Here is a 24,097-nt window from a genome sequence, read left to right on the forward strand (position 1 = left end):
CTCCACCGTCCGGCTCGTGGCAGGTTGGATGACCATGAACCGAGACGGGGGTACGCGCGGGTGATGACCAGGATGGCCGGTTGGGTGACCGAGGCGTTCGCCCCCCAGGTGCTGGTGATCGCCATGCCTCCCGCCGTCGGGCTGATCGCCCAGGGCTGGAGCGGCGCCGCCTGGGGGCTGCTCGCCTCCGCCCTCTGCGGCGGCGTGCCCGCCACCGTCATCGCCGTCGGTGTCCGCATGGGACGGCTCGACTCCCGCCACCTGGTCGACAGGTCCCGCCGTACGGGACCGCTGCTGGCGGCCGTGGCAGCCGTGCTCGTCGCGCTGGTCCTGCTGGTCCTGCTGGGCGCCCCCACCCTTCTGGTCGCCACCGTCACCGCGATGCTGGCCGCCCTCGCGGTCACCGTGCCGGTGACGCTGCGCTGGAAGATCTCCTTCCACGCGGCCGTGTCGGCCGGAACCGCCGTGGTCCTGGCCCACGTGCTCCCGCCTGTTCCGACGGCGCTGGTGGGCGGCGCGCTGGTGGGCCTGGTGTGCTGGGCCCGCGTCCGCCTCGCCCACCACAGTCCCGCCCAGGTGATCGCGGGCGCGCTGGTGGGCGTCGCGACCACGTGGGGCACCCTGGCCGCCTTCGGCGTGTGACGCGCCTCCACATGAGGCCGCGATGACGACGGGCGGGCGTCGTCATCGCGGGGTCTCGATACCGTCAGGTGGTCGCGGGCTCGGCACCGCCGGCTCGCCTGACCACCGTGCCGGCCACCGCGTGACCGCCTTCACACGGCACCCCGAGGACGGCGGCGTCCGCCACGGCAGGGTGGCTGGTCAGGACGTGCTCGATCGGGTGGGCGTAGACGCCGTCGGCCGGCCTGTTGTCGACGCGGTCGACGAGGAACAGGTAGCCGTCGGCGTTCAGGTGGCCGAGGTCGCCGGTGCGGACCCAGCCGTCGCGCAGCGTCGCGGCGGTGCGCGCGGGATCGCCGACGTATCCGCTCATGATCTGGGTCGACTGCACCCACACCTCGCCGACCTGGCCGACCCGCAGCGCGCGGCCCTCCAGGTCGCGCACGCACACCTCGACGCCCTCGAGGGGCCGCCCGACCGAGGTCACCCGGTCGGGGCGCAGATGGTCGAGCGGCGACAGGGTGGTGACGAAGCCGGCCTCGGTGAGCCCGTAGCACTGCAGTGCCACGGGTCCGAGCCCCATCACCACCTCCCTGCTGCGCGTCGGCACCGCGGCCGCGCCGCCGTACAGCACCAGCCTCAGGGTGCCGGGTCCCTCGCCGAGCGCCACGGGTCCCATCCGGCCTGCCAGCTCGTACAGCTCGATCGGCCGGCCCGCCAGGGTGTGCGTGACGCCCTCCCCGGCGATCATCTCGGGTTCGCGGCCCACGTCGGCGTCGTCCAGCAGGACCGCGGTGCCGCCCGTCGCCAGCGTCCACAGCACGAGCTGGTCGGGCACGTAGTGGCCGGGCGCCACGAGGAAGCGCCACGGCTCGGGCGCGAGCGTCGCCCGCGCCGCCGCCAGGTGCGCCCGCTCGGCCCTCTGGCTGAAGGCGACGGCCTTGGCGCCGCCTGTGGTGCCGTTGGTGAACGCCACCGCGGACAACGACTCGGGCAGCACCTTCGGCGGGCCGACGAGGCCGCCGTGCGGCGTCGAGAACAGGTCCGCGTCGAGCCGGTAGACGATCGGCACGGGGTAGGCGTCGAGCAGCCGCTCGGCGTCGTCCTGCCGGCAAGGCTCGTGGAGCAGGACCGTGGTGCCGAGCATGCGCATGGTCTTGACCGCGGCCTCGATCGGCAGTCCCGGCAGCAGGTGGACGACGGGGCAGCCGAGCTCGAGCATCACGAGCCTGGCGACGGTGCTCTCGGGCTGCCGGCCCGACATGCAGGCGATCGTGTCGCCGCGCCGTACCCCGCGGGCCCGCAGCACGGCCGCCGCGCCCGCCACCATCTCCAGCACGTCGTCGCCGGTCAGACGGCGCCGCCCGCACACCAGCACGTCACGCGGGCCCGCCGCCCTGACGCCCGCGAAGACGCTCTGGCCGAGGCTCATTCCGCCCTCCTTCCGAGGACCACGGGCAGGTGCCTGGTGCTGTTGCCCAGCACGGTGCCGAGCGGCCGCCAGCCGTTCTCCTGGTTGGCCAGCCGGATGTCGGGGAAGGCCGCGAACAGCGCGGCCAGCGCCACCTCGCCCTCCAGCCTCGCCAGCGGCGCCCCCAGGCAGAAGTGCGATCCGTGCCCGAACGACAGGTGGCTGGGCGTGGGGGCGGTCACATCGAACCGGTCGGCCCGCTCCCCGTAGCGGTCGGGATCGCGGCCCGCCGAGGCGAAGCAGCCGATGACGGCCTCGCCCTTGCGCACCGGCACCCCTTCGATCTCGAGATCCCGTACGGCGTAGCGCATCGGGAAGTGCGCGATCGGCGAGTCCCACCGCATGGTCTCCTCGACCACCGCGCTCCACGGCCACGCCCCCGAGCGGACCGCGGCGAGCTGCTCGGGATGCGTCAGCATGACCCGGGAGGCGTTGGTGATGAGGTTGACGGTCGTCACATGCCCCGCGATGAATAGCAATTCGACCGTGTCCAGCACCTCCGATCGGGTGAGCCGCGCGTCGCCCTCCTGCTCGGAGGCGGCGATCAGGTCGGTGATCAGATCCTCGCCCGGCGTCTCGCGCCGCATCTCGATGATCTCGTCGAGCAGCCTGTACAGCTGTTTGCGGGCGTCGGTGACGTCGTCGGGGGTGTCGCCGACCCTGGCGGCCACGTCGGTGAGCTCGTGGAGTTCGTCCCGCAGTGAGGGCGGGACGCCCATCAGCTCGGAGATGACGTCGCGCGGTATCGGATAGGCGAACTCCAGCCGCAGGTCGACAGGGCCCGGCGGCATGGCCGCCAGCCGGTCGATGTGATGGGCGACGAACTCGGCGATCCTCGGACGCAGCTCCTGCACCCTGCGGGCGGTGAACGACCTGGACACCGGTGAGCGCAGCCGGTGGTGGTCCTCACCCTCCGCGTTCAGCATGGACGTGTCGAACGCGAGCCTGCTGACCGCGGTGTCGAGGGGCGCGGCGGCCTTGGCCGCCGGGTCCCAGTATCTGATGTCCCTGGACAGGTCGGGGTGGGTGAGGACGACGGCCAGCGTGGCGTAGCGGGTGGCCGCCCACGCGCGCACCCCCTCGACCTCCACCGGGATCAGCGGTCCCGCCTCCCGCAGCCGCACGTTGTCGGCGTGCACGTCGGGGGTGGCGGGGTCGAGGACGAATTCGGCGTGTTCGATGTCCATGGTCACCCCACTCGGTCTGGCCTTGCGGTCAGCATGGTCGTGTCGAACCCGGGGTCCTTTCCGAGATAGAGGTCGCGCACCAGCTCGCCCGCGGCGGGCGCGTTGCACAGGCCGTGGCCGGAGAAGCCCGCCGCGTACAGGAACGCGGGCGGCCCTGGCAGGTGGCCGATGAACGCGGTGCGGTCGGGGCTGGCGTCGCGGACGCCGGTGACGGCCGTGTACAGCCCGGACCCCGTCAGGCTCGGATAGACGACGGCGAGCTGGGCGGCGACGCGCCGCCGCCACGCGCCTCTGTCGGGACCCGGGTAGCCCATGCCGATCAGCAGCCCGTCGCCGCGCATTCGTACCAGCAGGCCGCTGGCGGCGTACAGGGTGATCGGGATGTCCGGCATGGGCGGCAGCGGATCGGTCGTGAGCAGTTCCTGGACGATCGGCTCGGTGAGCGGCAGGTCCACTCCCGCCGAGCGGGCGAGTGGGGCCGACCACGCGCCGGCGGCGCACACGACGGCGTCGGCCGTGATCGCGCCGCCGGCGGTCTCCACCCTGCCCGCGTCGGCGTCGATGGCCGTGACGGGGACGCCGGTCAGCAGCCGCGCGCCGGCCCGCCTGGCCGCCTCCGCGTAGCCGTCGACGATCGCGGCGGTGTCGGAGACGTACGCCTCGGCCGACCAGGCGGCCGCCAGCAGCGGCAGGTCGCCGCTGATGAGCGGGTTGAGCCGCCTGGCCTGGTCGGCGTCGATCAGCTCGACGTCGACTCCCGCCGCCCGCTGGGCGGGCAGGTCGGCCTCGAAGGCCGCTATCTGGTGCTGTTCGGTGAACAGCACCAGATAGCCGACGCGCCGCAGCGGCAGGTCGAGGCCCGGCCGGATGGAGAAGTCGCGATAGGCGGAAAGGCTCCGCACGGCCATCGCCGAGCTCACCGGGTTGCCGGCGAAGTAGGCGCGCACGACGTCCGCCGTGGCCCGCGACGCGCCCGATCCGAGCGCGTCGCGTTCGAGCAGCATGGTGCCGACGCCGGCCTCCGCCAGGTGGTAGGCGATCGACAGTCCGATCACCCCGCCGCCGACGACCACGACCTGTGCGTGGGTGGTCATGCGACCGCGCTCTCACGGCGCAGGTGGTCGCCCAGCTGCCACGGGAACAGGTGCAGGTTCCAACCGCCGAGGCAGTTGACGTAGAGCGCCATGTGCGCCATGAGGGCGACGAAGTCGTCGCGGTCGTCGATTCTGTCGATGCGATCGAGGACGCGCTGGGTGAAGGACCACACCTTCTCCAGGCCGCAGTACCCGAGGAACTCTCCGGGGGTGGCGATCAGGAGGCGCGCCATGTGGCGCAGCGCCTCCAGCGACATGTTCTCGTAGGCGGCGCGCACCAGGCCGCCGTAGCTGGCGTAGCCCAGAGGGCGGGTCTCGCCGTTGACGAACAGCACCGTCGTCAGGACGGTCTGGAAGCTGCCCGCCCCCGAGGGGATGCGGCCTTCGTGCAGGTCGACGAGTTCCTGTGGCGGCTCCAGCCAGATCCGTTCGGTCTCGGCGTGCAGGTCGCCGATCAGCGCGTCGGTCTCCTGGTCGCGGGCCTTCAGGCGCGGCAGGCTGTGCCCGCCGGCCCCGCCCGCCCTGCGTACTTCGGCGATGACGGGCTTCTTGGTCGTGTAGACCGCCTCCCACACCGCGTGGCCCGCCTCGACGAGCGAGTCGAGGTCGTCGGGGAGGATCCTGCCGATCGGGGTGGCGGGCATCGGCTCGGTCAGCTCGCCGTACTTGATGCCGAGGTGCTGCAGGCGCGAGGCGAAGATCGTGCCGTCGGGTTCGAAGCGCCGGTCGTCGACCTTGTAGGTGGCCGCTTGGTGCAGCAGCCCGTGGACCGGGGCGACGTGGTAGAGGTGGTGACCCGCCACCAGGGCGTGGCCCTGCAGGCTGCGGTACGGCAGAGCGTCCCACAGGCTTTGCGCGAGAGCGGCGTTGCGCTCATCGAGTTCGGCGGTCACGGTGATGCCTAGTCCGGGCCAGCCGATTTCTACGCGTTTCGGATTAGTCACAGTATGTGATGCTAGCAGCACGTTTAGTAGTCATACAGCCGAAATGTCCGATTTGACGGTGCGCTGACCGTCCCCAGGCGCGGCCGTTCCCACCGCTTGTCACAGTCGCCCGCCTGGGTCATCGGCCCGCGCGGCCGTCCCGGAACGCCGGGTCCGCATACCGGAACGGCGGCACGGGGCGGGCGGATGCACCCGCCCCGGACGGCCGAACGACGAACGGGGCGGCCCGGCCGGAAGACCGTCGACCGCCCCGGCCGGTCAGGCGTGAGTGAGCAGGCGGGTCAGGACACGGGTGCCGAACTCCAGGCCCTCCACCGGCACGCGCTCGTCCTTGCCGTGGAACATGCCGAAGTAGTCCAGGTCGGGGCGCAGCATCAGCGGCGCGAAGCCGTACCCCTTGATGCCGATCCTCGCGAAGGACTTCGCGTCGGTGCCCCCGCTCATCACGTACGGCACCGGCCGCGCCCCTGGATCCTCGGCCACCAGCGCCGCCCCCAGCTCGTCGAAGAACGCCGACGGGTACGGGGCGGCGGGCGCGTCCTCCAGGTTGACGAACTCGCGGGTGATCTTCGGGCCGAGCAGCTCGTCGATCGTGGCGAGGAACTCCTCCTGCAACCCCGGCAGGTAGCGGCCGTCCACGTGGGCCGAGGCCGTGGAGGGCACGACGTTGACCTTGTATCCGGCCGACAGCATCGTCGGGTTGGCCGAGTTGCGGATCTGGCCCTTGAACAGGGTGCCGAGCGCGCCCAGCCGGGCCGCCTCCTCGTCCAGGCGGTCGAGGTCGATCGGCCGGCCGATGACCTCCGACAGGTTCTCCAGGAGCGCGGCGACCGACGGCGTCAGCCGCACCGGCCACTGGTAGGAGGCGACCCGCGACAGGGCGTGCACCAGCGTGGCCACCGGGTTGTCGACCGCGGGCCTGGACCCGTGGCCCGCGACGCCGTGCGCGGTGAGCTCCATCCACGAGGTGCCGCGCTCGCCGACCGCGATCGGGTAGACCCTGACGTCGCCCGAGGTCACGCTGAACCCGCCGGACTCGCTGATGGCCTCGGTGACGCCGTCGAACAGCTCGCGGTGCTCGGTGACGGCGTGGCGGGAGCCGTAGTCGCCGGTCGCCTCCTCGTCGGCCAGGAACGCCAGCACCAGGTCGCGCTTCGGCCGCACCCCTCTGGCCTGCAGATCGAGCACGGTGGCGATGGTCATCGCGCACGAGCCCTTCATGTCGACCGCGCCCCTGCCGTACACACAGTCGTCGACGATCTCCCCGGAGAAAGGATGCATCTGCCACTCGGCGGGATCGGCGGGGACCACGTCGAGGTGGCCGTGGACGAGCAGCGCGTCGGGCGAGTCGCCCTCGACGCGCGCCACGACCGTGGTGCGCCGTGGCGCGGACTCGAAGACGACGGGCTTGAGGCCCGCGTCGGCCAGCAGCGTGGCGACGTACTCGGCGGCCGGGCGCTCGCCCGAGCCGGGATTGGTGGTGTCGAACCTGATCAGGTCGGAGCAGATCTCGGCAACGCTCTTCACATCATCCCCACAAAGGTCGTTTCAGCAGGAGGCGGCGACAGTCTCGGTCCAGGCTCGTCCGTCGCGCGCGAGCCACGCCCGCCGCCCGCCGTACTCCACTCCAACCCCATTCGTCGTGATGACCCTCATGGATCACCAGTTGCCGTCGGATGGGGGAAGGGGGACCTCCGGCGGGTGGAGGACGTAGACGATGCCCGCGCTGCCCGAGCCCCGCAGCCAGACGTTCTCGAACGCCGCCCTCGGGTAGACCCGCCGGACGCCTTCCGTCGCGGGGTCGTTGGCGATCACGTCGCCGGCGGCGGTGAATCCGGTGACGACCATGATGTGACCGGTCGTGGAGTAGCCGGCGCCGGGCAGCTCGTGCTCCTTGAACGACTGCGAGGTGATCACCGGGATGCCCGCGGCGATGAGCAGCTCCAGCTCCGCCAGCGAGCGCAGCCGCGTCACGAACCCGTCCAAACCGTACCGCCCGGCGTAGGCCACGCTGAAGGGCCAGTTGCCGCACCCCTGGTAGCTGTGGTCGTACATGTCGCGGGCCGCGTGGTCGACGGCCGGGCACGGATCGGCCGGATCGACCCACGCGAGCTCCTCGGCAGACGGGCCCCTTCCCCAGAAGCCGAGCACCATCGTCACCGAGGAGGGGCTGCACCAGGACCCGCCACCGCCGTCCCACTCCGGGTAGTGGCCGGCGTGCACCCGCTGCGAGAGCGCGGGAACGGGCAGCTCGATCCCGCTCGCCCTGCCGGGAGGCGTCGGCCGTACAGGGGCCGGAGAGCCGGAGGCCATCACGCTGAAGGAGGTCACGCTCGCGCCCGTGCCGTACAGGGTGACCCGCGCCTGGTAGGCGACCAGCGGGCGCTTGGCCACCAGGGTGTCGACGGCCACGTCGCCGTCCTCGTCGCCCTGACCGGGCAGCGACGTGCGGCGGATGTCGGCGGCGGTCTCCGCCCACCTGCCCATGACGTACCAGCGGGTGCGGCGGCCGTCGGCGGTCCTGCCGCGCAGCTCCACCTCCAGCCAACTGCCCGCAGGGGTGCGCGCCGTCCACGACGGCACCAGCTCGGCCGCGGGGAAGCCGGTATCGACCTCGAGGCTCGTCCAGGTGGCGTAGTCCCAGACCGCCGCCGCGCCGCCGAACGGGTCGTGATAGCCGCGGGAACCGCGCTCGACCGGCGCGGAGGGCTGGAAGGCGACACGGGATATCACCTGGCCGATTGTGGAGGAAGGCCAGGTGGGGCGCATCGGAAGGTTTACGTACTCGCGGCCCGCCGTTTTGTCGGAGACGATCTCTATCGTCCCCGGCATGACGAACGCGGTGCAGGCGTACTCCTACGCCGGTCCCTCCACCCTCACCCACGGACAGCTGGGCCTGTCCACCTCCGGCGGAAGGGCGCTGACGGGACCACAGGCCCATCCCCGATTCTTCAGCGGCCTGCTCACCCAGGCCGCTCCGGCCGCGGCCGCGCTGCTCGCGGTGGCCGACGTCGCCATGGCCCGCTACCACCAGCCGCGCCCCGGCTGGACCCGCGACCCGGTGGTGACCTGCGACGGCGACCGGCTCAGGTTCGAGTCGTTCTCCGCCTGCGGCGGCGTCTACGCCAGGCTCGACGTGCTCGGTCCCGCACTCGACGGCGAGGTGGTCGACAGGGGCACCACCAACGTCGACGTCAACGGCCCGCTGCGCGAGGCGCTGGCGCGGGTCGGCGGCAGGGACCCGCTCCACCTCGGCGTCGGCCCCGACGAACTGGCCGTCACCACGCTCGACGGCGCGGTGGTGGAGAAGAAGGTGCCGCTGCCCGCCCGCTGGCTGCGCGGCTTCGCCGAGGTGCAGGTGATCGCGGCGGGCTTCGACCTGCGCGCGGAGCTGCAGGGGCCGCTGGCCGTCCGCTTCCTCCGCTCGCTCCCCAAGCGCGCGGGCGCCGACGTGTGGGCCGTGCCCGCGGGCCGTGACCTGCGGGTCTCCGAAACCCGCGGCCCCGGCGCGGTACGGCTGGCGGGGGCCGGACGCCTGGCCACCCTCCACCCGCTGCTGCGCTTCGCCAGGGCCCTGCGCGTGTACGGCCCCGCCACCGCCGACGACCACATGGCCAGCGCGTGGGAGCTCGAACTGCCGGGCATGCGCTACACGCTGTGCGTGTCGCCGCAGCCGTACCGCGGCTTCTCCGGCGAGGGCGCGGTCCTCGACGACCTGTCGAGTGACACGGCCGCCGACGACGCCGACGTGGTGGGGATGCTGCTCAACTTCGAGCCCTCCGTCGAACTCGGCCTTCTGGCCGAACGCTCCGGGCTGCCGGTCACCCGGGTGCGGGCGGCGCTCACCCAGCTCGGCACGGCGGGCAGGGTCGGCTACGACCTGCACGAGGCAGGCCACTTCCACAGGGAGCTGCCCTACGACAGGGTCCACGTCGCCGAGCTCAACCCCCGGCTGCTCGCGGCCCGCCGCCTGCTGGAGACGGGCGCGGTGCGGCTGACGGGCGCCGACACGGCCGAGGTCACCACCTCCGGCGGCGTGCGGCGGGTGCGCATCGGGGAGGGCGCGTGCACCTGCGAGTGGTGGTTCGACCACCGCGGCTCGCGAGGGCCCTGCAAGCACGTGCTCGCCGCCAGGATCGCCGCCCGTTCCGACGCCGAGACGCCCGAGGTGGTCGTGTGAGCGCCTGGCAGACCGTGCAGTCCGACGCCGAGACGCCCGAGGTGGTCGCGTGAGCGCCTGGGAGGCCGTGCGGACGGCGCTGCGCACCGGCGACCCGGCCACGGTCGCGGCCAGGGTGACCCGCCTCGACGAGGCGGGCCGCAGGGAGGTGGCCGCCGAGTTACCGGCGGCGCTGCGCGAAGGGCGCGCCTGGCTCGGCGAGCCCGCGTGGACCGAGGGCATGCGGGTCGCCGGCGCCGGCACGCTGGGCGGCGTCGCCGCGGTCGTGTCCTGGCTCAACAGGCGCGACCTCGAACCGCGGACGGGAGCCGCCGCCGACCCCGCCCTCCTGCTCCACGTCCTGGCCGCGCGCCCGCTCGACTGGCAGGCCGACCTCGCCGTCCGGCTGACCCTGCGCGCGCGCACCGTCCGCAACCGCAACCTGCCCCTCGCCGTCGAGCTGCTGCGCAGGACCGGCGCCACCCCGCCGGAGCACGACCCCCTCGTGGCCGCCTGGATCTCCAGCCCGCCCAGCGCCCACGGCCTGCGCCACGACCCGCTGCTGCCCGCCCTCCTGCCGAGGATCTTCGAGGCGGAGGGCGTGGGCAGGGCGCTGCGCCACGAGCGGAGCGAGCCGCTGACCGCGGGCACCTGGCTGGCCAGCCTCCGCGTGCTCGAGAACCAGCGCGCGGTCGACCGCGACCTGCTCCTCGACGGCTGCCTCCGCCGCTTCCTGCGCGGCGGCTCGGCCACCGACCTGCGCTTCTTCACCCGCCTGCACGAACTGCTCGAACCCTCCCACGACGAGGTGCACGCCCGCGCCCGCGACTACCTGCGTCTGCTGCCCACAGCCCCTGCCGGCGTCGCCGGGCTGGCGCTCAGTCACCTGCGCCGCCTCAGGCTCGATCGCGCAGACCTCGCCGAGGCGCTCGACGGCCTGCTGTCCAGACCCGAACGCAAGCTGGTCGTCGAAGGGCTGCGCTGGCTGGACGAGGCGGTCGAGGAGTTCGCCGGCCTCGACGCGCTCGCACCGTCGCTGGCCTGCGCGTTCGCCTGCACGTCGCGGGAGGTTCAGGACAGGGCGGGCCGCCTGGCCATCGCCCTCGCCGACCGCTTCTCTCCCGCGGGGGCCGAGGCCATCCGCACGGCGCTGCCCCTGCTGCCGCCCTCGGTCGGCGAGCCGCTGGCCGCGGCCTTCGGCGGCCGGGCCGCGGACGCCGACCCGTTCACGCCCGGCATCCTGCCGCGCGTGCGCGGACCCGAGCCGTTCCATCCGCGCGCCCTGCCGCCGGCGGCGCTGGCTCGCGGCCTGGAGACCGACTCCGGATGGCAGGGGGTGGAGTCCTGGCTCGCGTCGTTCGTCCGCCAGGCGGCCGACGACCCCGGCGCCCTGCGCGACGCCTTCGCCCGCGGCGGCAGGACGGGCCGCGGGACGTGGGACGGGTGGCTGTGGGAGCACCAGTGGGCGCTCGCGATGGGCCATGAGCCCGGCGCCCGGCAGGGCCGGATGCCGCACTCCGGCGAGGTCTCGGCGCCGCACTACGTGACGCTGCGACGCTTCGCCGAGATCAGGACGGCGTACGCGGAGGGGAGGCTTCCGCCGTACCTGCTGGCCACCCCGACCGTCACCGACGGCCACCTCTACCCGGACGTGCTGCTCACCCGCCTGGAGGGCTACGAGCGCGCGGGAGTCGCCGCCATGGACGCCGACCTGCAGCAGGCACTGCTGCGCCTGCCCCGCCTGATTCCGCCGGAGATCGTCGCCAGGGCGCGGGCGCTGACCGCCGCCGCAGGCAGGACCGCCGCCGCGTGGCTCGCCGACCGGCCGCGACCCCGCGTCACCATCGACTGGAGCGGCATGCCGGTCCCACGCGTCGAGGCCGAGCCGACCGGGCTGGAGCTTGTGGACCTCCTCATGACCGGCGTCACGCCATACCCGTTGCGCGATCACGGCGAACGGCTGGCGTCGTGGCCCTCCGTCCTGCCCTCCGACCGGGACGTGGTGGCCGCGCACTGCCTGCCGTACGTGCTCAACCGGTGGAGCGACGCGGGCGCCGAGAACGCGACGGCCCTGGCCGTCGCCGAAGGGCCGGCGGGGGAGGGGACGGCGCTGCTGCTCGCCGTCCTCCTCACCGAACAGGAAGGCGACGCGGTGCCGGCGATGGCCGCCAGGGGAGAGTTGCCCGCCGCCGAGCTCGGCCGCCAGCTCGCGCTGCTGGTTCGCACGCGAAGGGCCAGGCTCACGCCCGCCCTCGACGCCCTCGAGACGGCGGCCGTCGCCGGCGCGCACCGCGAGGTGTGGCAGGTCCTGGCCGGCCTGCTGCCCGCGCTGCTGCCCGGCGACGGCGAGCGCCCGCAGGCGGCTCACACCGAGGCGCTCGGGCTGGCCGTACGGGTGGCCGGATGGGCGGGCGCTCGCGGCCCGCTCCCCGCCGTCGCCAGGGCGGCCGCTCGCAAGGGCGCCAGCGGCTTCTCCCGTACGGCCCGCGACCTCCACCACCTCCTGGAAGGAGCCACGCGATGAGCGCATGGATCAGCGCACCCGACAGAGAGCGGGACGGCGCATGGGACAGGGTGCGGCGGCACATCGAGCGCAAGGACGCCGCCGCCGTCGCCGCCCTGGTCGTGAAGCTGGGCCCGGACGACAGGAAGGCGGTCGCCGCGGAACTGCCCGGATATCTGGCCGCCCTGCGAGCTCACGCCAGGGTGGGGGAGCGGGTCACGCCGTTGCGGGTCGCGGGCGCGGGCACGATCGGCGGGGCGGCGGGCGTGGTGTCATGGCTGCACCGGCGCGACTTCGCTCCTCGATGGGCGGTCCTGCACGACACCGAGCTGCTGCTCGACGTACTGTCATCACGGAGCGAACCGTGGCTCGCGGACCTGGCGACCCGGACGGCCCTGCGGATCCGCGCCGCCGACGACCCGGGCGTGCCGCTGGCGCTCGCCCTGCTGCGCCGGACAGGGGCGACCCCGCCCGCGCACGATCCACTGGTGGTGGCATGGGTGGCCGAGGACGTCCCGCACGGCGTCGCGGCCCTGCGCGCCGACCCGCTCCTGAAAACGCTCCTGCCGCGGCTGTTCGAGGCCGAGGGCGTCGGCCGCCGACTCCAGCACGTCAAACCCAGCACCGCCGTTCCCCCTCCCGGACCTGCCGGCCCGTCCCCCACGCCGACCGCGCCCACACCGACGACGCCCACCCCCGCTCTCACACCGACGACTCCCACGGCCGCTCTCACACCGACCACCGGCCCACGCGCCGTCGCCCCGCCCGTGGCCGCGACATCCTGGGCGGCGGCTCTCGGCGTGACGTCCTTCAGGGGCGTGTCCCGAGGCGGAGCCTCACCCGAGAACACCCGTGAGCCCGTGAGGTCGCACGGGCCCGGCACGGCACCCTCGCCCATGGCCTCCTCCTGGGGGGCGGCGGACGGCGGGACGTTCGGGAACGGCGCCGGAGCGAGGTCCGGGTGGCTCGACGGGTTGCGGGACCTCGCGGCGGAGAGCCCGGCCACCAGACGCCTGATGCTCGACGGGTGCGTCAGCCGTTTCCTGCGTGGTGGCGCCCCTCAGGACCTGCGCTTCTTCGCCCGCCTCCACGAGACGCTCGCCCCGGCACCCGACGAGGTCCGGCCCCGCCTGCGCGACTACCTGCGGCTGCTGCCCTCGTCCGCGGCGCCCGCCGCCGAGGTGGCGCTCACCCACCTGCGCGCCGCCGACCTCGACCCCGCCACCGTCACCGAGGCGCTGGAGGCCGTGCTGTTCAGGGCCGAGAGCGGCCTGGTCAGGAGCGGGCTGTCCTGGCTCGACCGGACGATGAAGCACGCAGGGGACCGGGCGGACGAGCTGGTCCCGTCGCTGGCCATGGCGCTGGGCCACCAGTCGCGGGCCGTCCAGGAGCACGCGACACGGGTCGCGCTCAAGCACGCCGCGCGCTTCGGCCCGCTCGCCGCCGAGACGATCAGGACGGCGGGCGAGCTGCTCCCGCCATCGCTGTCGGCACGGCTGGCCGAGGGGTACGGCGGCGAGGTCGTGCCGGAGGAGCCGTTCACGCCGGCGGGCCTGCCGCCGCTGCCCGTGATGGACGACTTCCCCGACCTCCCCTCGACGCCCAAGGCGCTCGCCGCCACCCTCCACCGGCCGGGATGGGCGGCGTCCGAACGGTTCCTCGCCGGGTTCGTGAGGCTCGCGGCGAGCGACAGGGCCGGGCTGAGGACGGGCCTGGCGAGCGTGGCGGAGCTCGACGACAGGTACAGCGGCGGGCTGCCCGAGCCGACGCTGTGGTTCATCGACCTGGCCGTCGAGCTCGTCAAGCCCCGCAGGATCTTCAAACGGCGGAGGCACTGGCTGACCGATCCCGCCTCCGCGTCCGCGCCGCCGTTCGCGCTGGTGCTGCGGCGCTGCGCCGAGGTCTACGAGGCGCTGAGGAAGGACACGTTGCCGCCGCTGCTGCTCGCGACGCCGACCAGGTCCGACGGACGTCTCGACCCGTGGGTGTTCCTCGACCGGCTCGAGGCGGTGATCGGGGCGGGACACGAACCGCTGCCCGCCGACTTCCAGCAGGCGCTGCTGAGACTGCCCAGGCAGATCCCCGCCGGGGCGGTCGAGCGGGCCGCGGCGCTCGCCTCGGCGCGCACCTCGGCGGCCGGCCGTACGGCGGCGGCGTGGCTGGCCGGCGGCGGCCTGGCCGACCCCCTCTCCACGGTGACCACGGTGGTCTCAGGAAGCCGGCTGTACTGGAACGACCCCACGCACCGGCTGGTGAGCACCCTGGAAGGGGAGCCGACGGGACTGCCGGAGATCGACGCACTCGCCAGAGGCACCTGGCACGACGCCTTCGTCGTCGGGGCGATGGACTGGTGGCCTGGCATGCTGCCCTCGCATCGGGAGGTGCTGGCCGCGCACCTCGTCCCCAGGCTGACCTCGCGGTGGCCGCTCGGTCCCGGGCGGTGGCTGGAGGCGATCGTGCGAGCCGACGGACCCGCGGGGCCGGCCACGGCCGTCCTGCTGGCCGGGGCGCTCGTGGACGCGACAAGCAGGGACGAGGCGGTGGCCGCGCTGCGGCGGCTGGCAGCGATGGGCGCGGTGCCTTCCTCGGCGCTGGGGCGGCGGCTGATGGAGCTGATCGACGGGGGAGAGGTGTCGCTGAGGGCGGTCGCCGACGCGTTGGAGGCGGCGGCGAGGAAGGGCGCGCACGCGCAGGTGTGGGAGGTGTTCGCCGAACTGCTTCCGCTGCTGCTGCCGGTCGCGGGAACCCGCCCCAGGGCCGGTCTGGCCCACCTGATCGAGCGGGCGCGGCTGGTGGCCGGGTGGGCGGGGGCACGCGGGGAGATCCGCGGGCTGGCCGCGGTGGCGTCGGGCAGGGGGTCGAGCCGGTTCGTCACCGAATCCCGCCGCCTCCACACCACCCTGACCGCCTGAACCGTTCGGACCGGACCGCCGCAACCCTCACCCGAGCGGTGACGAGGGCGGCTCTCGAGGGTGGCGGTCGGTCAGAGGTACAGGCCGGGGGTGTCGGGGGCGGCCGCAGGGGTGGTGGCGCGGCCGGAGCGGGCGGCGAACAGCTCCGCGAGCGTGGCCCCGTCGGCGCCCACCTGGCCGGCGAACTCCTCCGCCCCGCCGTCGGCCAGCCACCGCACGGACTCCTCGCGCGACAGCGGCCCCACCTCGACCTGCGCCAGGCACCGGCCCGGCCTGACCGTCGCAGGGTGCAGGCGGGCCAGGTCCTCGTTCGTGGTGATCGCGACCAGCACGTCGCGCCCCTGGCCGAGCAGGCCGTCGGTGAGGTTCAGCAGCCTCGACAGCCCCTGCCCCGTCGCCTCCTTCGCGCCCGCCCTGATCAGCTCGTCGCAGTCCTCCAGCACCAGGAGCCGCCAGCGCTCGCCGTCTTCGCCCGAGTCGCCGATGGCGACCTCCATCAGGTACCCGGGGTCGTTGAACAGCCGCTCGGGATCGAGCACGCAGTCGACCTGGCACCACTGCCGCCACTCTCTCGCGAGGGTCCGCAGCAGCGACGTCTTGCCGGTTCCTGGCGGCCCGTGCAGCAGGAGCAGCCTGCCGCTCACCTCGGCGGGCGTGACCGTCATGACCCGTCCCACGGCCTCGCGCACGCGCGCGGAGTAGTTGCCGCTGATCTGCTCCCACGACGGCGAGGTGATGGGCTTGTCGGAGCGACGGGGTCCGTGCGGGCCGAACCACCAGAATCCCATCTCGATGTGGTCGGTCTCCGGCGGCGGCTCGACCGCGCCCTCGGTGGTCTTCGCCAGCACCGAACGGGCCAGCTCCTCGCTGACGGCGGTGACGCTGACCGTGGCGCAACGGTTGCGGTGGCGCACCACCCGCAGCGTCCAGCCGTCCCCGCAGAACAGGCGGGCGTCGGAGCCGTCCTCCTCCTGCGCGGTACGCACGAGACGGCCGTCGGGCGGGGTGAGGGCGGCCTCGGCGCGCACCCGCTCGAGGCTGGCCAGGCGGGCCCACGGCTGCGTGCCCGTCGCGAACGGCGACAGCGCGAGCGCGTCGACGATGTCGACGGCGGAGTCGGAGTCGTCGACCCAGATGTTCATCGGCAGTTCGGCGGCGGCGGGGAAGCGGACCTCCTTCAGCACGGACATGCCGTCAATGATCCAGACTCCGCCCGCCCGCGTCGACTGCTTTTCAGCCTTTGCGCAGGTCTCCGGTCTGCTGAACCATGTTGAGACCTGGGACGTCGCGCCACAGGTAGCGCAGCACGCCGCCGCCGAGGCTCAGCTCGATCGTGCCGGGGACGCAGCCGCTCTGCTGCGTGAGTTCGAAGGTGAGCCTGGTCTTCTCGACCTTGGTGAGCTTGATGTCCTCCTCGCAGGCGACCTGGGCGTCCTTCTCGGTCCACGCCGCGGTGCTCGCGCCGGTCCTCAGTACGACGGTGTTGTCGGCGCCGTCGGGGTCCAGCGGGTTGGTGCTGCTGGTGTGCCCCGACCAGCGGCCCGCGAAGGCGGCGGGGATCTTCAGCTCCTGCGCGTGCTGGGACGCCGGCGGCGAGGAGGCCTGGCCGGTCGAGGATGCCTGGCCGGTCGACGGGGTCGGGCCGGTGGACGAGACCGGCTCGGCGGGGGACGGCCGGCCGGTCGGGGAAGACGAGGCGGTGGGCGAGGCGCCGCCCCGATCGGCCGTCTTGAGGCTGGGCAGGTTGATCAGCACGATCGTGCCGCCGGCGAGCGCGGCCACGGTGACGGCGGCGGCCGTGAGGAGGAGGCCGCGCCGGCCGCGCCGCGCGCCGCCCTGGGTCGTCAGCGACGCCCGCCCAGGATCCGTGGGGCCGCCCCCGGAAAGGTGCGGCGGGCCGGGCGGGGGTGCGCCCCCGGAAGGGTACGGCGGGCCGCCGGGCGGGGGCGCGGTGCCGGGAGCGTTCGGCGGGCCGCTCGGCGGGGGCGCGTCGGCGGGGGCCCGCGCGGGACCCGATCGTGGATCGACCAGCGACATCATGAGCGTCCGGGCGGACGGACGCCGCCCCGGATCCTTGGCCAGCGCGTCCGCCACCATGCCCCGCAACCGGGGTGGCAACGCCGACAGGTCGGGCTCGGTGTGCAGCACCCTGTGAAGGACGGCGGGCACGGTGTCGGCGCCGAAGGGCGTGACCCCCGTGGCCGCGAACACCATCGTCGCCGCCCACGCGAACACGTCGGACGCGAACGACGCGGGAGAGCCGCCGATCTGCTCGGGCGCCAGGTAGGAGGGCGTCCCGATGAGGCCGGAGGTCTGCGTCGAGGAGCCCTCGGCCCTGGCGATGCCGAAGTCGACCACTCGGGGCCCGTCGGGGCCGAGCAGCACGTTCGACGGCTTGAAGTCGCGGTGCACGATGCCCGCCGCGTGGATGGCGGCCAGGGCGGTGGCCGTGCCCACGAAGAGGCGTTCGAGGTCACCGCCGCGCAGCGGGCTCCCGTCGCGCACCCGCTCGAACAGCGAGGGGCCATCGATGTACTCGCTGACCACGTAGGGGCGGCGCCCCTCGGTCCCTGCAGTCAGCACGGCGGCCGTACAGAAGGAGGCGACGCTCTCCAGCGCGGCCAGCTCCCTCGCCAGCCTGGCGCGGGTCTCCGGGTCGCTGTGGGTGAGCAGCTTGACCGCCACGGGCCTGCCCGAGCGGTCGTGAGCGAGGTAGACGACGCCCTGGCCACCCTCGCCCAGGCGGCCGGCCAGCCTGAACCCGCCTAGCTCCAGAGGGTCGTCAGGCGTCAGGGGGGTGAGCACGAGCGCTACACTACCGAGCCCTGCGCCGCGAATGAGTGGCCTGAATGGGGTCGATGTCCTCCACCGACCAGCCGCGCGCCATGGCCAGCGAATCCTGCCTGCCGTCGGCGACGTGGCGCAGCGCGCAGGCCGCCGCCTTGGCAGGGTCGCCCGCCGCGATCGCCTCGTAGAGTTCGGCGTGCTCCTGGCTCTGCCGTCCGGGATCGCGGTCGGAGGTGAGGCGGAACAGCCGGTGCAGGCGGGCGTCCAGCGGCCGCATCAGGTCGGCCAGCAGCGCATTGCCCGAGAGGGAGACCAGCTCGTGGTGGAAGTCGGCGTTCGCGGCCGCGATGCCGGCCCTGTCGTCGCTCGCGATCGCCTCCCCGGCCCGTTCCATGCACGAGCGCAGCCTGGCCAGCCCTTCGGCGTCGACCCGTTCGGCGGCCAGTCGCGCTGCCAGCGCCTCCAGGCTCTCCCGTACGTCGAACAGGTCGCGCACGTCGTCGGGGGTGAAGGGGCTGACCAGCGCGCCCCTGCCGGGCACCAGCACCACCAGGCCCTCGGCCGCCAGCCGCCGCAGCGCCTCGCGCAGCGGGATCCTCGACACCTGGAGCTCGGCCGCGAGGTCCCGCTCGATCAACCGCTCGCCAGGGCGCAGCTCGATCTCGACGATGCGTCGTTTGAGCGTCTCGTAGGCCAGGTTCGCGGTGGTCACGGGACAAGGGTAAGCGCCCCCTCGGTCATGATTTTTCGTCGCATGAAAGCCCCTGTACCTTTTGCCGTTGGTCGAGGTTCATTCACGGGGAGGTAATCGGTGTCTGTGCGCGAGCGCATGCGTTACTGGTTCGACAACACCATGTCCAAGGGGACCGCCTCGCTCATCGGCTGGCTCGCCGTGGTGTCCGTCGCGATCGTGCTGGTCGTGGCAGGAATGACCGTCTGGCTCACCGACGAGCCGGAGGGCTCGAGCCCCGGCGAGGTGCTGTGGCTGGCGCTCATGCACGCGATGACGCCCAGCAAGGTCGCCAGCGACAAGGGCAGCACCGCCTTCCTCGCGGTGATGTTCATCGGCTCGCTGGCCGGCATCTTCATCGTCAGCATCCTGGTCGGCCTGCTGTCCAACGGGCTCAAGCAGAAGATCGACCGGCTGCGCAGGGGCCGGTCGATGGTCGCCGAGAGCGGTCACACCGTGGTCCTCGGCTGGTCGGACCAGATCTTCACCATCGTCGGCGAGCTGGTGAAGGCGCACGCCAGCCAGCGCGGCTCGGTCATCGCCGTCATGGCCGACCGCGACAAGCTCGACATGGAGGAGGAGATCAGGGAGCGCATCGGCGACACCGGAAGGACCAGGCTCGTCTGCCGTACGGGACGGCCCACCGAACCGGGCGACCTGCGCCTGATGAACCTCGGCCGGGCCCGCTCCATCGTCGTCCTGTCGCCCGACGGCGAGGACCCCGACGCCCACGTCATCAAGATCCTCCTGGCGCTCGCCAAGCGCGCGGGCGACCACCCGCCGGTCGTCGCCTCGCTCACCTCCAGCCGCAACATGGCCGCCGCCCGCCTGGCCGGCGGCAGCCAGGTCCACCTGGTCGACTCCGACGACACCGCCTCCCGCCTGATCGTCCAGTCCTCCCGGCAGTCGGGCATGTCCGTGGTCTGCATGGACCTGCTGAACTTCGACGGCGGCGAGATCTACCTGCGCTCCGACGCCGCGCTGACCGGCCAGTCGTACGGCGAGGCGCTGCACGCCTACGAGACGGCGACCGTCATCGGCCTGCGCCGCCCTTCCGGTGTCGTGCTCAACCCGCCCATGGACACCGTCATCGGCGCCGACGACCAGGTCATCGTCATCGCCCACGACGACTCGCTCATCCACCTCGCCTCGGGCGCCGCCTCGTACTCGGACAAGGACATGGCGACGGCGCAGGCCGTGCCGCCGGAGACCGAGCGCACGCTCATCCTCAACTGGAACGCCCGCGCCGAGCACATCGTCCGCTACCTGGACGGCTACGTCGCGCCAGGCTCGGTGCTGGACGTGGCGGCCGACCACCCGAAGGCCGGCACGGGCCTGAGCGGCCTGCGCAACCTCACCGTGAACGTCAAGGAGTGCGACACCACCGACAGGTACGCGCTCGAGGCGCTCGGCGTCGGCCTCTACCAGCACGTGATCGTGCTGTCCGACGACAGGTTCAAGCCGCAGCACGCCGACACCCGCACGCTGATGACGCTGCTGCAGCTGCGCGACATGCAGACGGCGACGGGCGAGCGGTACTCGATCGTCAGCGAGATGCACGACGAGAACAACCGCTCGCTGGCGGAGGTGACCGAGGCCGACGACATCGTGATCAGCGACACGGTGATCGGCCTGCTGCTGGCCCAGCTCGCCGAGAACAGGCACCTGGCCGACGTCTTCGGCTACCTCTTCGACTCGCGCGGCTCGGAGATCTACCCCAGGCCCGCCGCGTCGTACGTGACGCCGGGGGCGCGGGTGTCGTTCTCGACCGTCATCGAGTCGGCCAGGCGGCGCGGTGAGACGGCGATCGGCTACCGGCTCGCGTCGGGCATCAACCAGGCGCCGCACTACGGGGTGGTGCTCAACCCGGGTAAGAACCAGCCGGTGACGCTCGCCGCGGGCGACTCGGTGATCGTCCTGTCCGAGCGCTAGATCCCGTACGGCGGGCCGGGCCCAGGCCACCGGGGTCACCGGTGGCCGCCCGTCGTCCACGCGCGCTCCAGCGGGACTCCGGACCCCGCCGTCACGCCGTGCCCTGATCAGTAGGCGATTCCCACGCTCCTCCCGACGCTGTCCTGCCGCTCGACGACCCTCAGCAGGAAGTGGGCGACGTCGGCGCGCGAGATGTACCTGCCGCCTTTCAGATTGCGGTCGAAGGCCGTCCTGTAGGTCCCGGTCAGCGGCTTGTCGGTCAGTCGCACGGGCCGCACGGCGGTCCAGTCGAGGCCGCTGTCGCGCAGGACGTCCTCCATCCTGGCCAGGTCGGCGTAGGTGCTGCGCAGGACGGCCTTCAGCACCGGGTAGAGCAGGTCGCCCATGACGATCCCGTCGCCGGGGTCGCGCCGGGGCGAGTGGGGGCGGCCGGGCGACGCGACGGTCCCGACGGGGGCCGCGCTGACCGCGACGAGGCGCCTGACGCCCGTCGCCTTCATCGCCAGCGTGATGGCCGTGGTGCCGCGCCACGTGACGCCCGCCTCCGAACCCGAGCGGGGGCCGAGGCAGGACGCGACCGCGTCGACGCCGTCGAAGGCGGGCTCCAGCCCGGCGGGGCCGGCCGCCGAAAGGTCGGCGCTCACCGCGCTGACGGGCCGCGACAGCCTGGCGGGGTCGCGGACGACCGCTGTCACGTCGTGCCCCGCGTCGACGGCCTGCTCCAGCAGGTGCCTGCCGACGCCGCCCGTGGCGGCGATGATGGCGAGTCTCATGGTCGTCCTGCTCCTCTGTCGAATCGTGGCTCATCTCCATGACGATCGGCCGATGTGAAATGTGACCGTCCGTGCGATTGGTACCGTGCGCGTGTGAGGACGATCGACTGGGTCGGAGGGGCCATCGAGCTCATCGACCAGACGCTGCTGCCGGACGAGCTGGTCAAGCTGCGCATCACCACCGTGGACGAGCTCGTCGACGCGATCCGGCGCCTGGCCGTCAGGGGTGCCCCCGCCCTTGGCGTGGCGGGGGCGTTCGGCGTGGTGCTGGCCGACGGTGACAGGAAGGCCATCGCCCGCCTGCGTGCCGCCAGGCCGACCGCCGCCAATCTGGCATGGGGCGTCGACCAGGCCGCCGCGCACCTCGAGGAGGGACGCAAGGCGGTGCTCGCCAGGGCCAAGCGGATCAGGGACGAGGACATCGCCGCCTGCGTGGCCATGGGCGAGCGCGGCGCCGACCTGCTCGAAGGCGACAGGCTGCGCGTCATGACCATCTGCAACACCGGTGCTCTCGCCACCGTGGAGCGCGGCACCGCGCTGGGCGTCATCCAGACCCTGCACGAGCGGGGGCGCCTGGCCGAGGTGCTCGCCCTGGAGACCAGGCCGCTGCTGCAGGGCGCGCGGCTCACCGCGTGGGAGCTGGAGCGGATGGGCGCGCCGTACCGGCTGGTCGCCGACTCCGCCGGGCCGTACCTGCTGGCCAAGGGCGGGGTGGACGCGGTGCTGATCGGCGCGGACAGGATCGCCGCCAACGGCGACACCGCCAACAAGATCGGCTCCTACTCGCTCGCGCTGGGCGCCGAGCGCGCGGGCGTGCCGTTCATCGTGGTCGCCCCCGAGACGACCATCGACGCGGCCACCCCCTCGGGCGAGCACATCGAGGTCGAGGACAGGGGCGACGACGAGGTGGTGAACGTCCGGGGCGTGCGCATCGCGCCCGAGGGCGCCCGCGCGCTGAACCCGGCGTTCGACGTGACGCCCCACGACCTGATCTCCGCCATCGTTACGGACCGGCGGGTCTTCAGGCCCTAGCCAGACCAATAATCGACATTTCCGGGATCTGTCCGTACACCCCGCGTTACGCTCGGTTGTCACCATCCTCACCCGGGAGATCGTCGTGGCCATCGATCTTGTCTCGCGCCGTGACTGGCGCGCCCGTTCCCCGCGCGGCAGCTACACCCAGCTCGACTCCACCAGGGGAGTCAAGGTCCACTACACGGGCGGCAGGGTCGATCCGGGCATCGTGCGCGACCATGCCAAGTGCGTGGCGCTGGTGCAGTCCATCCAGAACTTCCACATGGACTCCAACGGCTGGATCGACATCGGCTACTGCGTGGACGAAGAGACGGAAATCCTCACTCAGGTGGGCTGGAAGTCCTACAAGGAGCTTGACGTCGGAGATCTCGCTCTCACCCTCAACCATGAGCTCGGCGTCTCGCAGTGGCAGCCGATCCTCGAGGTGTGCGTCTTTCCGTCCAGAGAACGAGAGATGATCCGGATGGAGGGCGTCAGTCATTCCTCGCTCACCACTCCGCAGCACCGTTGGCCGGTGGAGCGTTTCCGTAGGCGCACCGGCACCACACGGCAGAAGGGCCAAGACGGGGAGTGGCTGCCGACGGGCAAGGCTCCTCGCGCACTGACGACACATGAGCGGCTCTGGGCGACGACAGAGACACTCGGCTATTGGGACCGGATCCCGATCGCCGCTCCGTGCGGAGACCTGCCGGTGGAGCCGAAATGGTCCGACGCCTTCGTCGAACTCGTCGCGTGGTTCTGGACGGAAGGGCATATCAAGAGGCTTCGAGACGGGCGCCGGGCCACCAGCGTGGCCCTGTACCAGTCAATGGAAACCAATCCCGGCTACGTCGCGCGCATCAGAGCCGCGCTGACGGCCACGTTCGGCCCACCGGTCGAGGAGTTCCCTCGCGTCGGCGCACGTACCGACGGGAATCCCCGATGGCGCGAGTGCGTCAACCGGCATCTGGCGGAGTTCCATCTCTCCGCGGACGCAGGACGGCGCCTGCTGGAGGTCGCGCCTGACAGGGTGCCGAGCCATGAGTTCCTGCTCTCCCTCACCCGGGCGCAGTTGTCCCTCTTCATCGAGTCTTCCCTGGCCGCGGACAACGCGGGCGAGGAGATTCTGGCGCAGAAGAGCCGGGCCGCAGCCGAAGCGTTCATGTTCGCCGTGATCCTTTCAGGCAAGGCGGCGTCCTTGCGCGTGAGGCCTCCAACCACAAGCTGCTCCAGCGAGATGTGGCAGGTCAAACTGGGGCGTCTGCACCATTTCAGCCCCCGTCCCGCCGCGTTGCGCCAGTCGACATTCGCTGTCACGCGCGAGACGTACACCGGGGAAATCTGGTGCCCACGTACGGAGAACCAGAGCTGGCTGGCGCGCCGCAACGGCACCGTCTACTTCACCGGCAACACCTACATCGGGTGCCCGCATCGCAAGGTGTTCGAGGGTCGGGGGGCGCACCATCTGCCCGCGGCCAACGGGGCGGGGCTCAACTCGGGCCACTACGCGGTGCTCGGCCTGGTCGGCAACGCGGGTCTGATCCAGCCGCCCGACGGCGTGCTGCACGCCATCCTCGACGCGATCCAGCACCTGCGCGACGAGGGCATGGCGGGGCGCGAGATCAAAGGCCACCGCGACGGCTTCAACACCGACTGCCCCGGCGACTCGCTCTACGGCTGGGTCAGGCGCGGCGCGCCCAGGCCCGGCGGGCAGGAGCCGCCGACGCCTCCGCAGGCCCCCGCCTTCCCCGGGCGGCTGCTGAGGTTCCCGCCCGTGATGCGCGGCGAGGACGTGCGCACCTGGCAGCGGCAGATGAAGAAGCGCGGCTGGACCCTCGACGTCGACGGCGCCTACGGATCCGACTCGCGCGACGTGTGCCGCCGCTTCCAGCGCAACCAGAACATCCCCGACGACGGCGTCGTCGGCCCCACGACCTGGCGGCTCACCTGGGAAGCGCCGCTGCCCTGAC

At 72.9% G+C, this 24,097-nt stretch carries 17 protein-coding genes; 7 read left to right on the forward strand and 10 right to left on the reverse strand.

Annotation, left to right across the window (positions count from 1 at the left end; all coding sequences use genetic code 11):
• Positions 1-63 precede the first annotated feature (63 nt).
• The gene (locus AC3EO4_RS50160; protein WP_379578718.1) at positions 64-642 is read left to right on the forward strand and encodes a phosphatase PAP2 family protein; all 579 of its coding nucleotides are present in this window, start codon (positions 64-66) and stop codon (positions 640-642) included.
• Between the two features lie 64 nt (positions 643-706).
• Here the strand turns inward: AC3EO4_RS50160 and AC3EO4_RS50165 are convergent, their stop codons facing one another.
• The 6 genes from AC3EO4_RS50165 to AC3EO4_RS50190 all read right to left on the reverse strand — a co-directional run bounded on the left by AC3EO4_RS50165 (position 707) and on the right by AC3EO4_RS50190 (position 8,050).
• Positions 707-2,053 (reverse strand): class I adenylate-forming enzyme family protein, encoded by a 1,347-nt coding sequence (locus tag AC3EO4_RS50165; RefSeq protein ID WP_431903137.1) that lies wholly within the window; start codon positions 2,051-2,053, stop codon positions 707-709.
• Positions 2,050-3,279: a cytochrome P450 family protein gene (locus AC3EO4_RS50170; protein WP_379578714.1), complete on the reverse strand. Its 1,230-nt coding sequence runs from the start codon at positions 3,277-3,279 to the stop codon at positions 2,050-2,052. Before AC3EO4_RS50170 ends, AC3EO4_RS50165 begins: the two co-directional genes overlap by 4 nt.
• 2 nt (positions 3,280-3,281) lie before the next feature.
• Positions 3,282-4,373 carry an NAD(P)/FAD-dependent oxidoreductase gene (locus tag AC3EO4_RS50175; RefSeq protein ID WP_431903139.1) on the reverse strand — a complete coding sequence of 364 codons (1,092 nt, stop codon included), beginning with the start codon at positions 4,371-4,373 and terminating at the stop codon, positions 3,282-3,284.
• Entirely contained in the window at positions 4,370-5,317 is a 948-nt protein-coding gene (locus AC3EO4_RS50180) for a cucumopine synthase-related protein (RefSeq protein ID WP_431903141.1), read from the reverse strand. Before AC3EO4_RS50180 ends, AC3EO4_RS50175 begins: the two co-directional genes overlap by 4 nt.
• Before the next feature lie 258 nt (positions 5,318-5,575).
• Positions 5,576-6,844: a M20/M25/M40 family metallo-hydrolase gene (locus AC3EO4_RS50185; RefSeq protein ID WP_379578708.1), complete on the reverse strand. Its 1,269-nt coding sequence runs from the start codon at positions 6,842-6,844 to the stop codon at positions 5,576-5,578.
• A 132-nt stretch (positions 6,845-6,976) separates the two neighbouring features.
• The gene (locus AC3EO4_RS50190) at positions 6,977-8,050 is read right to left on the reverse strand and encodes a C39 family peptidase (RefSeq protein ID WP_431903143.1); all 1,074 of its coding nucleotides are present in this window, start codon (positions 8,048-8,050) and stop codon (positions 6,977-6,979) included.
• 97 nt (positions 8,051-8,147) lie between these two features.
• On the opposite strand from AC3EO4_RS50190, the gene AC3EO4_RS50195 reads away from it, so the two are divergent.
• The 3 genes from AC3EO4_RS50195 to AC3EO4_RS50205 are packed head-to-tail and all read left to right on the forward strand — an operon-like array spanning position 8,148 to position 14,891.
• Positions 8,148-9,497: an SWIM zinc finger family protein gene (locus AC3EO4_RS50195; protein ID WP_431903145.1), complete on the forward strand. Its 1,350-nt coding sequence runs from the start codon at positions 8,148-8,150 to the stop codon at positions 9,495-9,497.
• A gap of 49 nt (positions 9,498-9,546) precedes the next feature.
• Positions 9,547-12,000, forward strand: a complete 2,454-nt coding sequence (locus tag AC3EO4_RS50200; RefSeq protein WP_431903146.1) for a hypothetical protein — start codon at positions 9,547-9,549, stop codon at positions 11,998-12,000.
• Positions 11,997-14,891 (forward strand): hypothetical protein, encoded by a 2,895-nt coding sequence (locus AC3EO4_RS50205; RefSeq protein WP_431903148.1) that lies wholly within the window; start codon positions 11,997-11,999, stop codon positions 14,889-14,891. The genes AC3EO4_RS50200 and AC3EO4_RS50205 overlap by 4 nt, the downstream gene beginning before the upstream one ends.
• Before the next feature lie 71 nt (positions 14,892-14,962).
• On the opposite strand, the gene AC3EO4_RS50210 is transcribed toward AC3EO4_RS50205, so the two are convergent.
• The 3 genes from AC3EO4_RS50210 to AC3EO4_RS50220 are packed head-to-tail and all read right to left on the reverse strand — an operon-like array spanning position 14,963 to position 18,390.
• On the reverse strand, positions 14,963-16,081 hold the full coding sequence (locus AC3EO4_RS50210) for a DUF5925 domain-containing protein (protein ID WP_379578698.1): 1,119 nt from the start codon (positions 16,079-16,081) through the stop codon (positions 14,963-14,965).
• A gap of 43 nt (positions 16,082-16,124) precedes the next feature.
• Positions 16,125-17,696, reverse strand: coding sequence for a serine/threonine-protein kinase (locus AC3EO4_RS50215; RefSeq protein ID WP_379578696.1), 1,572 nt, complete (start codon positions 17,694-17,696; stop codon positions 16,125-16,127).
• Between the two features lie 10 nt (positions 17,697-17,706).
• Positions 17,707-18,390 carry a GntR family transcriptional regulator gene (locus AC3EO4_RS50220; protein ID WP_379578694.1) on the reverse strand — a complete coding sequence of 228 codons (684 nt, stop codon included), beginning with the start codon at positions 18,388-18,390 and terminating at the stop codon, positions 17,707-17,709.
• A 117-nt stretch (positions 18,391-18,507) separates the two neighbouring features.
• Between AC3EO4_RS50220 and AC3EO4_RS50225 the strand changes: the two genes are divergently transcribed.
• Positions 18,508-20,340 (forward strand): CASTOR/POLLUX-related putative ion channel, encoded by a 1,833-nt coding sequence (locus AC3EO4_RS50225; RefSeq protein WP_431903175.1) that lies wholly within the window; start codon positions 18,508-18,510, stop codon positions 20,338-20,340.
• Between the two features lie 107 nt (positions 20,341-20,447).
• Here the strand turns inward: AC3EO4_RS50225 and AC3EO4_RS50230 are convergent, their stop codons facing one another.
• Complete coding sequence (locus tag AC3EO4_RS50230; RefSeq protein ID WP_431903151.1) at positions 20,448-21,113, reverse strand: NAD(P)-dependent oxidoreductase; 666 nt, start codon at positions 21,111-21,113, stop codon at positions 20,448-20,450.
• Positions 21,114-21,206: 93 nt separating this feature from the next.
• Here AC3EO4_RS50230 and mtnA point away from each other — a divergent pair, with 93 nt between their 5' ends.
• Together mtnA and AC3EO4_RS50240 are read left to right on the forward strand one after the other, a co-directional pair.
• Positions 21,207-22,145: an S-methyl-5-thioribose-1-phosphate isomerase gene (mtnA, locus tag AC3EO4_RS50235; RefSeq protein WP_379578688.1), complete on the forward strand. Its 939-nt coding sequence runs from the start codon at positions 21,207-21,209 to the stop codon at positions 22,143-22,145.
• 85 nt (positions 22,146-22,230) lie between these two features.
• On the forward strand, positions 22,231-24,096 hold the full coding sequence (locus AC3EO4_RS50240) for a peptidoglycan-binding protein (protein ID WP_431903153.1): 1,866 nt from the start codon (positions 22,231-22,233) through the stop codon (positions 24,094-24,096).
• The last annotated feature ends 1 nt before the right edge of the window (position 24,097 follow it).

The sequence above is a fragment of the Nonomuraea sp. bgisy101 genome (assembly GCF_057708945.1).